Annotated in this window: 12 protein-coding genes; 5 read left to right on the top strand and 7 right to left on the bottom strand. The window is 68.1% G+C overall.

Features of this window, described 5'->3' with window-relative positions; all coding sequences use genetic code 11:
• Window positions 1–630 precede the first annotated feature (630 nt).
• Window positions 631–2,301 (top strand): Na+/H+ antiporter NhaC family protein, encoded by a 1,671-nt coding sequence (locus tag CWT10_RS00900; protein WP_233188134.1) that lies wholly within the window; start codon window positions 631–633, stop codon window positions 2,299–2,301.
• 551 nt (window positions 2,302–2,852) lie between these two features.
• On the opposite strand, the gene CWT10_RS00895 is transcribed toward CWT10_RS00900, so the two are convergent.
• Window positions 2,853–3,269: a DUF2000 domain-containing protein gene (locus CWT10_RS00895; RefSeq protein ID WP_158247637.1), complete on the bottom strand. Its 417-nt coding sequence runs from the start codon at window positions 3,267–3,269 to the stop codon at window positions 2,853–2,855.
• Window positions 3,270–3,617: 348 nt separating this feature from the next.
• Here CWT10_RS00895 and CWT10_RS00890 point away from each other — a divergent pair, with 348 nt between their 5' ends.
• Both CWT10_RS00890 and CWT10_RS00885 read left to right on the top strand, forming a co-directional pair.
• On the top strand, window positions 3,618–4,418 hold the full coding sequence (locus CWT10_RS00890) for a TrmB family transcriptional regulator (protein WP_103062996.1): 801 nt from the start codon (window positions 3,618–3,620) through the stop codon (window positions 4,416–4,418).
• Window positions 4,419–4,814: 396 nt separating this feature from the next.
• Entirely contained in the window at window positions 4,815–6,566 is a 1,752-nt protein-coding gene (locus tag CWT10_RS00885; RefSeq protein WP_103062997.1) for a DUF885 domain-containing protein, read from the top strand.
• A gap of 114 nt (window positions 6,567–6,680) precedes the next feature.
• On the opposite strand, the gene CWT10_RS00880 is transcribed toward CWT10_RS00885, so the two are convergent.
• The 4 genes from CWT10_RS00880 to CWT10_RS00865 all read right to left on the bottom strand — a co-directional run bounded on the left by CWT10_RS00880 (window position 6,681) and on the right by CWT10_RS00865 (window position 11,312).
• Window positions 6,681–8,117: an amidohydrolase gene (locus CWT10_RS00880; protein ID WP_103062998.1), complete on the bottom strand. Its 1,437-nt coding sequence runs from the start codon at window positions 8,115–8,117 to the stop codon at window positions 6,681–6,683.
• A gap of 74 nt (window positions 8,118–8,191) precedes the next feature.
• A complete protein-coding gene (locus tag CWT10_RS00875) occupies window positions 8,192–8,947 on the bottom strand; it encodes a hypothetical protein (protein WP_103062999.1) in 756 nt (251 codons plus the stop codon).
• Window positions 8,948–9,207: 260 nt separating this feature from the next.
• Window positions 9,208–9,876 carry a hypothetical protein gene (locus CWT10_RS00870; RefSeq protein WP_128683192.1) on the bottom strand — a complete coding sequence of 223 codons (669 nt, stop codon included), beginning with the start codon at window positions 9,874–9,876 and terminating at the stop codon, window positions 9,208–9,210.
• Window positions 9,873–11,312 (bottom strand): amidohydrolase family protein, encoded by a 1,440-nt coding sequence (locus CWT10_RS00865; RefSeq protein ID WP_103062509.1) that lies wholly within the window; start codon window positions 11,310–11,312, stop codon window positions 9,873–9,875. The genes CWT10_RS00870 and CWT10_RS00865 overlap by 4 nt, the downstream gene beginning before the upstream one ends.
• Before the next feature lie 526 nt (window positions 11,313–11,838).
• Here CWT10_RS00865 and CWT10_RS00860 point away from each other — a divergent pair.
• Together CWT10_RS00860 and CWT10_RS00855 are read left to right on the top strand one after the other, a co-directional pair.
• The gene (locus CWT10_RS00860; protein WP_128683191.1) at window positions 11,839–12,195 is read left to right on the top strand and encodes a hypothetical protein; all 357 of its coding nucleotides are present in this window, start codon (window positions 11,839–11,841) and stop codon (window positions 12,193–12,195) included.
• Window positions 12,196–12,252: 57 nt separating this feature from the next.
• Window positions 12,253–13,104 carry a calpain family cysteine peptidase gene (locus CWT10_RS00855; protein ID WP_103062507.1) on the top strand — a complete coding sequence of 284 codons (852 nt, stop codon included), beginning with the start codon at window positions 12,253–12,255 and terminating at the stop codon, window positions 13,102–13,104.
• A gap of 22 nt (window positions 13,105–13,126) precedes the next feature.
• Here CWT10_RS00855 and CWT10_RS00850 read toward each other — a convergent pair whose 3' ends face one another.
• The gene (locus CWT10_RS00850; protein ID WP_103062506.1) at window positions 13,127–13,735 is read right to left on the bottom strand and encodes a hypothetical protein; all 609 of its coding nucleotides are present in this window, start codon (window positions 13,733–13,735) and stop codon (window positions 13,127–13,129) included.
• A gap of 329 nt (window positions 13,736–14,064) precedes the next feature.
• The gene (locus CWT10_RS00845) at window positions 14,065–14,496 is read right to left on the bottom strand and encodes a hypothetical protein (RefSeq protein ID WP_128683190.1); all 432 of its coding nucleotides are present in this window, start codon (window positions 14,494–14,496) and stop codon (window positions 14,065–14,067) included.
• Window positions 14,497–14,498 lie beyond the last annotated feature (2 nt).

The following is a 14,498-nucleotide window of genomic DNA, read 5'->3' as shown; positions in this document are numbered from 1 at the left end:
TCGACAAGTGCAAACGCCGTTGTTTATAAGAGGTCAATTCAATCCGCGCCGCCACATCCCTCGTGGCAGCCTGTTCTTGATCAGTGAACTACGTCAAGAGGACGGGTAGCTCTGAGGCCAGGCCGCGAGCGACGCAGTGATCAATCATCTACCGTGGTAGCCGCCATGCTCGGGGCAAACGAGTCCGGTGTTGTTGCATGTCGAGCATGTCAAGCGGTCTCCCAGCAGACTCAGCCCAGGCTTGCCATTGCATGCGCTGCATGTGTGTAATTGCTTGAAGCACTTAGTGCACGTCATCGTTGCTCCTCCCGAGCAGATATTGAGCCTTAGACGGCTCTCGGGTTAATGCGCTTTTTACGCTACCCCCCCCCGGCCGCCGTCAAGAACGCAAGACAAGTCGTTACACTATTCATCATGCCGTTATTTTCAGTATAGGTCCGGAACAATTTGCGGCGGTGTCGTTCGTTCATATTCAGACGACCGGCTGGTTGGAACAAGGGGGCATAGCTAGTCCTGCTTCTGGAGGGGTAATCCCACCAGGTTCAGTGGAGTCGGTGAGCGCGCGGAGAGACCTCCGTCTCCAGATGCGTGCCTGGACAACCAATCAAGTACTCTGGAGCCGCCCCGACCATGCTACGAACGGAACCGTTGATGATCGAGTCCTACCCGGTGCTGTCCCTCGTACCGCCGCTACTGGCGATCCTGCTGGTGATCGGGACGAAGAAGGTCATCGCCTCGCTGGCCGCGGGCATTCTTGCCGCCGCCGCGCTGATCGCCGACGGAGGCATTGCCGGGACCCTGACCAAGGTCTGGGAGGCCTTCTCGCAGATCTTCTGGGCTGAGGGGACGGTCAACTCCTACTACGTTCTCATCCTGGTCTTCCTGCTGACGCTGGGCGTGATCACCTCCCTGGTGCTGATGTCCGGCGGCACCCAGGCCTTCGCCGAGTGGGCCATGACGCGGGTACGCACCAGGCGCGGTGCCCAGGTCCTTGCAGCAGGCCTGGGGACCGCGATCTTCGTCGACGACTACTTCAACGCCCTCGCCGTCGGGCAGGTCGCCCGGCCCGTCTCCGATAGACAGCGGGTGTCGCGGGCCAAGCTCGCCTACCTCATCGACTCCTCCTCCGCCCCCGTTACCGTGCTCGCACCCTTCTCCAGCTGGGGAGCCTCGATCATCGGCATTATGGGGCCGATCGTGGCGGGCGTCGGCGTCCAGATCTCCGACGCCGGCGCATTCATGCGCTCCGCGGGAATGAACTACTACGCAATAGCAGCCCTGATTCTGCTGTGGGCTACGGTAGTCATGGAGATCGACATCGGTCCCATGCGGCGCGAGGAGAGCCGCGCCGTCGCCACGGGCGGCCTGTACGCGCCCAACGAGCAGATCCCCGGCCAGCTCACCGATTCTCTGCCACGCCACGAACCGGGCGCTAGGCGGGCCCTGATCGTCCCCTTCGCCGTCCTGGTGGTCGGCGTCGTTGGCGGAATCCTGGGTACGGGCCGCCGGGCGTCCGGCTCCTGGGCGATTCTCGACATGCTCGCCAATACCGATGTCGCCCTCTCGCTGAATATCGGCGGCGTCCTAGGCCTGGTGACCGCCGCCTTCTACTACTTCCACTTCACCCACGCCGACCCGGTGTTCGAGGCGAAGACGGCCGCCCGGGGTGTCATTGAGGGCGCCCGCTCCATGCTCCCCGCCATTGAGATCCTGCTGTGCGCCTGGATGCTGGGAGCGCTGATCGCCGAGCTCGGCACGGGTGCCTACCTGGGGTCGCTCGTCGAGTCGACGGCGGTCTCCGCTCAGTGGCTCATCCCGATGCTGTTCGTAGTGGCGGGGGCGATGGCCTTCGCCACCGGCACATCCTGGGGCTCCTTCGGCATCCTCCTGCCGATCGCCGGGGAGATCATGGGGTCGGTTGCCGGCGGCAGCGAGTTGCTGGTCCCCGCATTCGGCGCGGTACTCGCAGGCGCCGTGTGGGGTGATCACTGCTCCCCGATTTCGGACACGACGATCCTGTCCAGCACGGGCGCGGGCTGCAACCACATCACCCACGTCAACACGCAGCTGCCCTATGCGGGTGCCAGCGCGGCGGCGGCGCTGCTCGGATACGTGGCCTTCTCTGCAACAGGGTCCGGGGGGCTCGGAATCGCGGTCACCGTCGCCGCGCTTATCGGCTTCGCCCTAGCCATGCGCGCATTGCTGCCGCCCATCGGCCCGGCGGGAGAGAACGTGTCCATGGCCGCAGAAGCGGGCACACCCGCCAGCGAGGACCCCGAAGAGGTGCCGACCTCGGCCTGAGCGCCATCCACATCGGGCTCCACGGCGGCCTTGATGCCGAATCACGACCTTGGTGTGCGTTTCACGACCCCGGGGTGGTCGTAAAACGCACCCCAGGGTCGTAAACCGGGTCTTCCGGGCTGCACTTGGACCGCCCCGGACGCACTCCCAGACGGTCCGACCGCAGGGACGCGGTCCAACTGGAGGGACGCGGGCCGAGTGGGCCAAGTAGGGGCCCGGGAGGGTGCGGGCGCCGGGCCCGGCCGGCCTCACCGCCGTCGGCCGGCGCACCGGGCGCCGAGTCCCGCGCGCGGCGGACCGAAGTGTCCAGAATCGGCATAAACTACTCCGACGTCGCCGACGACTACGGACAGAACGTTGAAATCATGCGGTTGTCAGACACGGCCCCAGCGGTCGCCAACGGCCTTTGTGCCGAATCCGGACACTCCACCCCCACGGAGGGAGCGCCCGGACACCCACCAGGTGCTCGTCGGCCTACTCGGCATGCCCCGCACCTGAACCGATGACAACAGCCATTCGCTACACCCCCCATTTGGGAGGCGTCCATTGACTCAGCGGTACAGCGGGAGGGAGCCGGTCAGTGAGGTGACCTGTGCGCGCGGGCCGATGAGCGCCACGGCCAGGTAGTCCAGGTCCGTGGAGGCGACGGCCGCGAGCGCGCGGGTGTACTTGTCATAGGTGTGCGCCCCGGCCGCCGTCTTGGTGAAGCCGATGATCTCGATGGGAGGTTGCGCCTGCGCGAGTTCGGCCAGGCGCTCCGCTGGGGCGACCAGTACGGGGACGGGGGTGTCGGAGATGCCGGCGTGCATACGTCCGTCGGCGTCGGGCACGTCCGGGCCGATGAGGTCCCGATGCCGGGCACCGATGGTCAATGCCAACAGGGCGCTGGCGTTAGCGGCCCTGGCGGCAGTGGTGCCCTCAGCGATGACAATGACGATCTTGCGGTCGGTCGAGTTCTGCTGGCTCACAGCGGGTCTCCTCAGATGGGTTGACGGGTGTTGGGTGGCGGACGGATTTGATCCGGTCCGCGAAACGGTCAGGTAGAGCAGGAAACCGACTCGACTTCGGGCTGAGGCCGGGGCGGGCTCGACCCACGCGGAACATAGTAGTCACCCATTGGGTGACTATGCGGGCGATTTGTGGGGTGACTATGCTCCCGGCTGGGTGCTCGACGGGGTACTCGACGCCGCCCGAGCAGCTCAGGCACGTCACGCACCGGCAGACATTGGGGCCGATGCATCGTGATCGATGGCCACCGCGCGGGCGCGGCGTCGGCTCCGCCCCAGCACCAAGTTGAGGATCGGAGGACGCGGATCATGGCTTCAGTGGCGGAGCAGTTGCAGGCGCTGGGAATGACCGACTGGGAGTCTCGCGCCTACCTGGCGCTGCTGGAGGAGGCACCGGCAACCGGGTATGCCATCGCCAAGCGGGCCGGGATCGCCCGCTCCAAGATCTACGAGGTGCTCGCCTCCCTCGCCGCCGACGACTACGTCCAGGTCTCCCGCGGCAATCCCCAGATGTACGCGCCGCTGCCGCCGCGCGAACTCATCTCCCGTCTGCGCTCTCGCTTCAACGACAGCCTCGATGCCGCCGAGGCGTCCTTGTCCGCGTTCGCAGCCGATGCCGTCCATGATGGCGCCATCTGGGATCTACAGGGACGGGCCGCCATCATCGAGAGGGCCAACCGACTCATCGCCGCCGCGCAGCACCGCATCCTCGCGGAACTGTGGGCACAAGACGTGCCCGCCCTGGAAGACAGTCTGCGTCGGGCCGCCGACCGCGACGTGGAGATCATCATCGTCGGTTATGGCGAGATCGACCTCGACTGTGCGACCGTCCACCCCCACCCCGCCACAGACACCGTAACGGCCGGGCTGGGCGGCAGGTGGGTGGTCGTCTCGATCGACGACCGCGAACTCGTGGCCGGGAATGTCTCCGCCGGGGCGCACTCGCGCGCCGCCTGGACCAGCCACCCCGGCCTGGTGGTGCCCGTGACCGAACTCGTGCGGCACGACCTGTACAAGTTGGAGATGCTGGCGCGCCACGGGGACGTACTGGAGCGGAGCTTCGGCCCCGGTCTGCAGGTACTGCGAGACAAGTACGCACCCCTGAACTGAACCGAATCCCACCCAGGGGCCGGCGCAGGGACTCCGCCCTAACGTGGGCGCGCACGCTCAGACTCGATGCAGCTTCAGCGATTCCGCGGAATTACGCGGAAAACCGATGATCCACCTGAGTGGCGGGACCGCTCCTGCGTGCGCCGACATCCTCGGCGCACGCAGGAGCTGGCCGACACCCTTCACCCTGAACGGACGAACGTTGAAATATCAAGCAAAACTTGCCGACGGTCCGGATAGGCAAGAGGCATAAGCGTGCGCCGCACCCCGGACCCCGTTCGAACGCATCTGGAACCCCCGGTTCCGTACACGCGCTGACCGTTTTCGTCTGCAGCCGCACGCATCGCAAAGATCTCCGGCGCTGGAGACAGCCTCCCTGTGGCCTAGTCTCATCCCATGACCGAGACTCCCTCCGACATCCCTTCACCGGCACCCGCTGCGGCCCGGTCCGGCGGCGGCTCCGCCCGCCGCCCCACCCCCGTCGACGCCGTGGCCGAGCGCTACGTGGAGCGCCTGGTGGACCTGTCCCCCGAGTTCGCCGTGTCCGTGGGCCTGCCCGGCCGCCGCGGCGAGCTGGACGGCTACTCCCCCGAGGCGCTCGAGGCGCTGACCGACCTGGACCGCCGCGCGCTCGCCGAGCTGGAGCAGGTCACCCCGGTTGACGCGGTCGACCGGGTGACCGTGGCCGCCATGCGCGAGCGGCTGGGCGTCGCCATAGAGTCCGCCGAGGCCGGCGAGCCGCTGCGCCGCCTGGACAACATCGACTCCCCCATCCAAAACCTGCGAGACCTGTTCGACAACCTGCCCACAGCCACCGAGGCCGACTGGGCGGACTTCGCCGCCTGCCTGCGCGACGTGCCGCGGGCCCTGAGTGAGTACGCCGACTCGCTGCGCCTGGCCGCCAGCCGCGGGGACGTGGCCGCCCGCCGCCAAGTAGAGGCCTGCATCGGCCAGGCCCGCGACCAGGCGGCGGAGTCCTCCAGCTCCTACACGGCGCTCATCGACGCCGCCACCACCGCCGACGGCACCCCGCTGCCCGAGTCGCTGGAGGCGGAGCTGCGTGACGCCTCCGCACGGGCCCGCGCCGCCTACGGTCGCATCGCCGACTTCCTGGGCGAACAGCTCGCGCCGCTGGCCGGTGAGGTGGACGCCGTGGGCCGCGAGCGCTACGCCCGCTTCAGCCGCCAGTTCCTGGGTGCCACGGTCGACCTGGATGAGACCTACGAGTGGGGCCGCGAGCGGCTGGCCGCTATCGACGCCGAGCAGCGGGCGATCGCCGCGCAGCTGTACGGCCAGGGCGTGAGCGTGCGCGAGGCGATGGACCGGCTCAATGCCGACCCGGCGCGCACCATCCACGGCACCGCCGCCCTGCAGGCGTGGATGCAGCGCACCGCCGATGAGGCCGTCGCGGCGCTGGATGGCACGCACTTCGACATCCCCGCCCCGCTGCGCACCCTGGAGTGCCGCATCGCGCCGTCGGCCACCGGCGGAATCTACTACACGGGCCCGAGCGACGACTTCACCCGGCCCGGGCGCATGTGGTGGTCCGTGCCGGAGGGAACGGACACCTTCGCCGCCTGGCAGGAGCGCACCACCGTCTTCCACGAGGGCGTGCCCGGGCACCACCTGCAGGTCGGCATGCAGACCTATGTGCGCGACGAACTCAACGCCTGGCGCCGCCTGGCCTGCTGGGTCAGCGGTCACGGCGAGGGCTGGGCCCTGTACGCCGAACAGTTGATGGCCGACCTCGGCTTCCAGGACGACCCGGGCGACCGCATGGGCGTGCTCGACTCCCAGCGGCTGCGGGCCGCCCGCGTGGTGCTGGACATCGGCGTGCACTTGGGCAAGCGGCGCCCGCCGGAGCTGGCGGAGCTGCCCGGGGGCGGCGACGGCGTCTGGGACGCCGACTCTGCCTGGGCCTTCCTGCGCCACAACGTGGCGATGACGGAGTCCTTCCTGCGCTTCGAGCTGGACCGCTACCTGGGATTCCCGGGGCAGGCGCCCTCCTACGCGGTCGGCCAGCGCCTGTGGGAGGCGACCCGCGACGAGGCGCTGGGTCGCGGCGAGTCCCTGAAGGACTTCCACACCCGGGCGCTGCGCCTGGGCAGCGTGGGCCTGGACGTCATGCGCGAGGCGCTGGCCGCGTAGCGCGCCGCCAGGGACGGGGCCGGGCTAATCGCAGGCGCCGCGGCGGATCAGCTGCGCCCGACTGCGACCGGCCCCGCCAGGGGCGGGCCGCCACGGCGCGACGTCGCCCCGGGCTCACTCCTCCCAGAATCCGGCGACGTCCACGGCCCCGCCGGCGGCCTCGAAGTCGGCGCGCACGGCGTCGCGCAACTCGGCGTCGTGCAGCCAGTCCAGGGCGACGACGGCCAGCCCATAGGCGCCGTCGACGGCGGCGGCGTCACCGGTGGGTGAGCCGGCGGCCGCGGCCATCTCGCGGGTGTGCAGGGCGACGTCGTCGCGGTCGGTGACCTTGATCAGCGGGTGAATGCCGGGCACGCGCAGCGACACATTGCCGAAGTCGGTGCCCGCCGCAACCGTCTCCGTCACCACCCCGGCGGGCAGCGGGTCGCGGCCGCGCTCCCTCTGGGAACGCACCCAGGCGGCCAGCAGCGGGCCGTTGGAGCGCACCGGCATCTCGTTGGTGTTGGCGTCGGTAATGATCTCCACCCCCGTGCCGGTCATGAGCGCCGCCCCGCGCAGCAGGTCCTCCACGCGCCCCACCAGGTCCTTGAGCGTCTCGGGGTACTTGGAGCGGACCATCAGGTTGAGTTCGGCGCGCTCGGGGATGACGTTGGCGACCCGCCCGCCGTCGTCGACGACGGCGTGGACCCGGTCCATGGGCAGGATCTGCTGGCGCAGCAGGCCCAGGCCGGTCAGCGCCAGGGTGGCTGCGTCCAGGGCGTTGCGCCCCATGAAGGGCTGGGAGGAGGCGTGGGAGGGGATGCCGGTGTACACGGCGCTCATGCGGCGCACCCCCAGCCAGGTCTGGTCGACCAGGTCGTGGGCGTAGGCGTGGGTCTGGATGGCGGCGTCGACGCCGTCGAGCATGCCGCGCTGGGCCAGGATCTCCTTGGCGGTGTCGGACTCCTCGGCCGGGGTGGTCTGCAGGATGACGCGGCCGGGCAGGGTCCCGGGGCGACGGCGCTGAAGCTCCGCCAGCGCGAGGAAGGCGCCCACTGAGTTGGCGCACATGACGTTGTGTCCGCAGCCGTGGCCGACGCCGGGCAGGGCGTCGTACTCCGCCAGGATCGCCATGGTCGGGAGGCGGGAGTCGGCGGTGGCGGGCGGCTGCGGCTCATCGTCGTCTCGCGACTGCCCGCGCTCTGCGGCATCGGTCGCGGCGACAGCGCCGATTTCCGCACGCAGGGCCGTGTCCATGCCGAACACGCCCACGCTCGGGGCGATGCCGTGGGCGCGCAGCAGTTCGGCGACGGCGGCGACGGCGTGGTGCTCGGCGTAGCCGACCTCCGGGTGGGCGTACAGGTCGTGGGACAGGGCCACAAGTTCGGAGGTGAGGGAGTCGACAACCTCGGCCAGTTCGGCGCGCAGGCCGACCTCGGCGCCGGCATTCTCGGCGAGTGCGGGGGCGGGGCCGGCCGCCGCGGCGCGGGCCGCGGTCTCCTCGGCCATGCGCGCCTGCACGGCGGAGCAGGGGGTGGTGGGGCGGGACAGGTCGCGGAGGGGACGGGTCATGGGCCCGATTGTGCCGCGGCCAGGCCGCCCCGTCACGGTTCTTCCGGCCACCGGCCACGATCAGCAGGCGGCACTCATGCCCGGGTCAGTGCGGCGACGGTCTCCACGGCCCTGTTAAAGTCCCCGACCGGATCGATGACGGTCGCTACGCTCTCCACTGCCCTCAGGTCTTGCTCGTCGGAGACACTCTTCAGGTCGATGAATGCCGCGAAGTCCTCGCTCGCGCCCACCTGGCGCGCCACCATCGTCCGATAGGCGAACGCCTGCCCATTAGCCCCTAGACCGCGAGTCGACAGAACGTCGAAGAGTACCGGCCTGTCGCCCGACAGAGCGTATCCGAAGGAGACGCGAACACTCTTGTCATTGACATGCGCCTCAATGGGAACGTTCCTATCCGGCGCCAAGCCGAGTTCACGGAAGACATCATCCACCTGCTGACGCATGCGCTCTGATGCCCTCTGTTTCTTGGCGGCCGCCTTGACCAGTCGGGGGAAGTACTCATCCGCCAGACGCTCAACGTCGTCACTGTCGAGGATGGTGAGGACATGTTCCAGGTAGAAGTCCTGTGGGCGACGGCGATGCGCCCGGGCGATGTCCCCCCAACGTCCTGACTGCGTCTTGGACCGGAAGTAGTCAACCCAGCTGATGTAGACATCCCTGCGTACACCTGGCAGCGGTTTGCGCTCCACGGTGCCGTCCAGGTCAATCCCGAGGAAGCGCAGAGCGACGCGAGAACTCGGATCGTGACCGGTCGCCGCGATGACGCCGACGTTGCGCGGTTCGTTGGCGACGCGGTCGGCCAGGTGTTTCACGGTGTACAGCTCAGTCATATGAAGTCGCCTCCCTCGTCGCGGCTCCGGTCCGAGTTGCCCCACCCTCGTGCGTAAAGCGCTGGTTTACGACCTTGGGGTGTGGTTTACGACCCTGGGGTAGTCGTATATCGCACCCCAGGGTCGTGAATCGACATGACAGCCGTCTGGCGGGGCGGCATTGCGTGGCGAAGAGCCTGCCATGTTCTGGGTAAATAGGTTGTTGCTTACAGGTAGGGGCGGACGGTTCGTGTGTTTGGCCGACGGTTCGGCACTTGGCACTAACGCTTCGGCATAAACGGCGACGGTACGTATCTGTGGGTAGCGAACCGTCGCAGGAAGGTACGAACCGTCGCCCAGAACACACGAACCCTCACGGAAAGGAACGAACCGTCAGGCGAGCGCCCGAACCGCCACACCCGCACCAACACGCCGAGAATCCCAAAAACGCCTACTGAGCCACCAACTTTGCCGAATCCCTGGGGTTTGTCCCAGGGGTTTCCCGGCTCCCCGATCTTAGGCGGGGAAGCTCCTGGCCGAGTAACAGGCCCGGCCCGCGGCCGACTACCGTCCGGCGTGGCCTCCTGCGCGGTCTCCGGCAGCGGCACGACGCGTGCCGCCCCCTTGGCCGTGTCGGGCAGGCGGACGGCCCGGGCGGCGTCCCGCAGGCGGCGCTCCACCCGGGCGCGCTCGGCCAAGGCGGCGTCCCGCAGGCGGCGCTCCACCCGGGCGCGCTCGGCCAGGGCGTCGGGGCCGAGCGCCGGCAGCAGCGGACGCTCCGGGGGCGGCAGGATGCCGGTGTCCGCCGCCGCCCGCGGGTCGAGGCCCGCGCTCAGGCGGGCCAGCTCGTCGGCGATGCCCCGCAGCCGGTCCAGGGCTTCGGCGGCTTCGGTTCCCGGACGATCGGAGGCGGTCCGGTCCCGGGCGGCACGTACACGGACACGCCTCACACCTCCGGGTGTCGGGCACGTAGCACATCCCGGTTCCGCCACTGGCCGAGCACCGAGCCCGGCCCGGCGAAGGCGTCGAGGTCGGTGTCGTGCGCGAGCCCGGGCACGCGGTCCGGAATGAACTCACGTCCCCGGCTGACCACGAGCCGCAGGTCGCGCAGCACGCCCAGCCCGGCGCGTGGGTCCCCGGCGACGGCGATCAGGTCGGCGTCGAAGTCGGAGGCGAGCACGCCAGTCACGCCCGCCAAGCCGATGCCGGCGGCGGCCCGCGAGGTGGCTGCGAGCAGGACCTCCGTACGGGGCAGGCCGACGTACTCCAGCGCCTCCAAGCCACCGACGTAGCCACGGTTCGGGACGCCGGGGATACCGGCGTCGTGCCCGGCGACGATCTTGACGCCGTGCTCCCACAACATGCGGACAGGCGGGGCGAAAGTGTCGTCGCGCTCAAGCATGCGGGGCAGCTCCGCGGTGATAGTGCAGTCCACGTAGATGCCGGCCGCGGCGATCTCGTCGGCCAGGCGCGGGTCGGGTTCGGAGCGGGCGGCGGGGCTGATGAAGGAGGCATGGGCAAGATAGTCGACCCCGGCGCGCACGGCCCGCTCAATGCCCTGGGTGCCGTGGGCGTGGGCGGCGGTCCACTTGCCCAGGCGGTGGGCGTCGGCGAACAGGACGGTGAGCTCCTCCTGGCTGAACTGGGCCAGCCAGGGCACCGAGCCGGAGGTGGTGAATCCGCCGGTCGCCATCGCCTTAATGGTGTCTACGCCCCGCTTGTGGTGGAGCCGGACCTGGTGGCGGATCTCATCGAGTCCGTCCGCCTCGCTGCCCGCGTGATGGGCGTGGCCGGCGGTGACGGTGATCTGCGGGCCGGCAGCGACGATGCGGGGCCCGCGCAGGTCGCCGTTGTCGATGGCGTCGCGCAGGGCGACGTCCACGTAGTGGCGGGCGCCCAGACTCTGCGCACTGGTGACGCCGAGGGAGAGCAGCTCACGTGCCGAGCGGGCTGCGTTGAGCGTGAGTCGGGCGACCTCGTGCGCCCCGTAGTCGGGGTACTCCACGTTAGTGCCGGAGGTGGGCAGGTGGGCGTGGGTCTCGATGAGCCCGGGCATGAGGGTGGTGCCGGGCAGATTCAGGCGGCGCACCCGCTCGGGGGGCGTGCCGGCGGCGTCCGCGAACTCTCCCAGGCGGGCGGTCAGCTCGTCGGCCGTTCCGACGGCGAGGAGGCGGTCTCCGGCGACGACGACGGCGCCGCCGTCGGGAGTACCCTCACCGACACTTTCGAGACTGCCGGGGGCGTCGCCGCGGCGTCCGGTCAGCACGCGGTCGGCGGTCAGCAGGGTCACGCCGGTGCCGTCGAGGCGTTCGCCGCCGTCGGTGGGCGGGGTGATCCAGTCGGTCGAGTCCGGCTCGGGGTGGTGCGGGTCGAGGTGCTGGGACATGCGGGGTCTCCATCGCGGGTTCGTTGGGGCTCACGGGTCGGGCGCCGGTGACGCGCCCGGCGCGGCGGTCCTCGGTCCAGCCCCGCAGCTGCTCCCAGGACCCGGCTCCGCCGGGCCCGGGCAACAGCGGCGAGCCGCCGACCAGGTGTTCGCGTCCCGCGGGCGCGTGCCAGCGCTCGGTGGGGTTGCCGTCCACGGGCCTGCCGTCGCCGGGCCCGCCGAAGGCGGAGCGCCAGGTGCCGTCCTTTCTGGGCAGTATGCCATTGGCGCGGTCCTTGCGGTCTATGGCGAAGCCGGGGGTGGCGTGCAGGTCACGCGCATAAGCCCACAGGTTCGGGTAGTCGGTGATGCGGCGGGCCGGACCGATTTCGGTCGGGGAGCTGGGCCGGTACCCCTGGTCGAAGGAGGCCAGGGTGACGAACAGCCGAATGTCGGAGGCGGTCGTGCGTCGCGTCACAGGGGCCGCGTGCGGGCGATTGGAGTCTTGTGGTGGTTTTTGGTTTCGGTGGGGTTACAGTCCGTGTTCGTGGGTGATGTTGCCGTGGGTGGGTGCCGTGCCGGCCTGCTGGACGGGGCGCATCATTTGGAGGCCTACGCCCGGGTGCTCGATGAGGCGAAGGAGGCGCTGGAGCGGCTGCGCACCCTGGTCGGTGCGGCGCTGTTGGAGGCGGTGGATGCTGCGGCGCCGGCGGTGTTGGTGGCAGGGGTGCGGTATGCGGCCGCGGGCGCGGCGGTGGGTATCCGTGCGCGGGTGAGTATCGCCGCCATGCAAACCGCCGCCGCCCTGAACGCCATCAGTGTTGACAGTGGCACCGGTTCAGGTGTCGCTTCGGTGCTGGTGGTGGGAGCTGGTACGGGGGCAGTGCGGCCGGTGAGGGTATAGGGTGAGGATGACGGCACCGAGAGCAAGACTGCGTTCAGTGATGAGGACATCCGGCGGTTGCGGCGGCAGGCGGACGGCTCCGCGGACTGGGACCCCGTGCATCAGGCGAGTATTGGTGACTGCTATTTTCTGGCGACTTTGGATGCGTATTCGCTGTCTGAGGATGGTGAGCAGTTTCTGCGGGATCATGTGCGGTGGAGTGAGAAGGACCAGGCGTTCATCGTCACCCTGTACAACTTCTTCGGTTTTCCGGAGGAGATCAAGGTCACCGACTACTACACCAACGGCAACCAGGGTGATGACCTGGGAGGCGGGCGGCGGGGGCCGAACCTGATGAGCGTGTACGAGCGCGCCTACGGCCAGTACCTGGGCGACCACAACCTCCCGAACGGGAGGCCAGCCGATGCGATGCGGGCGATCTCCGGGCAGTACGGCCCGCCAGTAGTTGACACCAGAGGCACCTCGGGGTTCCTGGGGGCGGTGCGCGAGGATCATAAGTACACCGATGAGGAGTGGGCCCAGATCGAACAGGCGGTGAAGGATGGTAGGCCGGTCGTTGCAACTACGGCAGGAGGTGACTTCGGTGACGGCAACACGGCCTCGGATGCGACCGCCAACACCCACGCCCGCGCCGCCGACAAGCAGCACCCGGACACCGCGATCGACGATCGCGACAGAACCGGCGACTACCGCATTGTCGGCGGAGACTATTTCGGCGACGGCGAGTCTGGTGGACATGCCTATGTGGTGGTTGCGATTGATGAGAAGTATGTGACCCTGCGCAGCCCGTGGGGACATAACGACACAGCCGACGGCTCGGCCAGCGAGGATGACGGCATTATTCGCATCACCCGAGAAGACTTTGAGAAGTACTTTCAACACACCGATATTGGCAGAGGAATCCCCTAGTTTTCGCTCGGCGTCTACGCTGTCAATAGACGATTCTTTCGATCCCAGGGTCGAGTATGATGTAAACTTTGTAAGTCCATCCTCCGGTGCTCTGAGTGTCTGGTATTAATGGCCTGGGGTTGACGCCCAGCAATGTCACTGTTCCAAGGCCGTCGATGTGTGCCGTCTCCCCCAGGTGTAGTTCAATGATCTCTTCGGTTCTGTCTCTTCTCACCCACTTCAGTGCACCGATCCACTCATGGTTCTCCGAACGCATCCTGCTGCTCTGCAACTTGCCGTCTTCGGTCTCGACTGGCGGAATGCTACCGTGAATTTGTGCGTAGATTCCGCCCTCAACGGCGATGCCGTCGGGCAGCGGCACCTCCCGTATCGGTGGTCTGGTCCACCACAGCCAGCCACCAACACCGACCGCCGCCAACAGCGCCACTACCAAGCAGCCCGCCAGCGTCCGCAACACGCGCCGCCGGAACAACGCCACCGCCAAAGCCTCATCGTCAAACGTAGAGTCGACCGCCACGGTAGGCGCGGTAGATACGACAGGCTCGGTCTGCCCCGCACTGTCCGCCCCGGCACTATCCACTTCGGGCCGCGCATCGAAGTACTCGCCACTGCCACCGGTCGCCGATGCCACTGCCAACACGCTCCTCGCCCATCACGGGTAACCAGACGGTGACAATCATACGCCGGCTCGCGGGCCGGTAACAGTGCGCTCTGTCTGGGCCTTGGCATGTATTGGCATAGGTCCTCCGCGTCCTGGTGGGCGCCGTGCGTGAGGACCATGAGTACGCCGAACAGGAGTCGGTCTAGATCGAGCGGACGGTTAGACTGGCCTGTCGGTCGTCGCGGAGATGACCGACAGACGACGGCATTATCCGCATCACCCGAAAAGACTTTGAGAAATACTTCCAGCATGCGGATATTAGTGGGAAAATACCCTAAGTCCATCCACCGCTCTCGGTTTTATCGGTTGATCTCCTCCACCCCGGGGTCGAGTACGATATACACCTTGTAGGTCCATCCGCCGTCGTTATAGTTGGGGATGAGTGGTTCTGGGTTAACGGCGAGCAAAGTGACTGTTCCCAGTCCGTCGATGTGGGTGGTCTCTCCTAGTCGTAGTTCAGTAGGCTCTTGGACACCGTCATTGTTACGCCACAGCAGCGTGCCGATCCATTCATGCCTCTCCGAGCGCAATGGTCCCACTTGCAACCTGCCTGCTGTGGTCTCTACCGGTTCGATACTCACGTGAACCTGTGCGTAGCTTCCGTTCTTAGTGGCAAGCTCGTTAGGCAGCGGTACCGAGCGGGTTGCTGGTCTGGTCCACCACAGCCAGCCGCCGGCACTTCCCGCAGCAAGTAGCGCTACTACGAGGCAGCCCATCAGAACGCGCCGCATGA

The organism is Actinomyces qiguomingii (genome assembly GCF_004102025.1).
GTDB lineage: Bacteria > Actinomycetota > Actinomycetes > Actinomycetales > Actinomycetaceae > Actinomyces > Actinomyces qiguomingii.
This window is presented reverse-complemented; position numbering and strand designations above follow the sequence as displayed.

Excerpts from the sequence above, each read along its gene's own strand:
- CWT10_RS00900 (WP_233188134.1), top strand. The coding sequence starts at position 631 with ATGCTACGAACGGAACCGTTGATGATCGAGTCCTACCCGGTGCTGTCC.
- CWT10_RS00890 (WP_103062996.1), top strand. The coding sequence starts at position 3,618 with ATGGCTTCAGTGGCGGAGCAGTTGCAGGCGCTGGGAATGACCGACTGG.
- CWT10_RS00885 (WP_103062997.1), top strand. The coding sequence starts at position 4,815 with ATGACCGAGACTCCCTCCGACATCCCTTCACCGGCACCCGCTGCGGCC.
- CWT10_RS00880 (WP_103062998.1), bottom strand. The coding sequence starts at position 8,117 with ATGACCCGTCCCCTCCGCGACCTGTCCCGCCCCACCACCCCCTGCTCC.
- CWT10_RS00875 (WP_103062999.1), bottom strand. The coding sequence starts at position 8,947 with ATGACTGAGCTGTACACCGTGAAACACCTGGCCGACCGCGTCGCCAAC.
- CWT10_RS00865 (WP_103062509.1), bottom strand. The coding sequence starts at position 11,312 with ATGTCCCAGCACCTCGACCCGCACCACCCCGAGCCGGACTCGACCGAC.
- CWT10_RS00845 (WP_128683190.1), bottom strand. The coding sequence starts at position 14,496 with ATGCGGCGCGTTCTGATGGGCTGCCTCGTAGTAGCGCTACTTGCTGCG.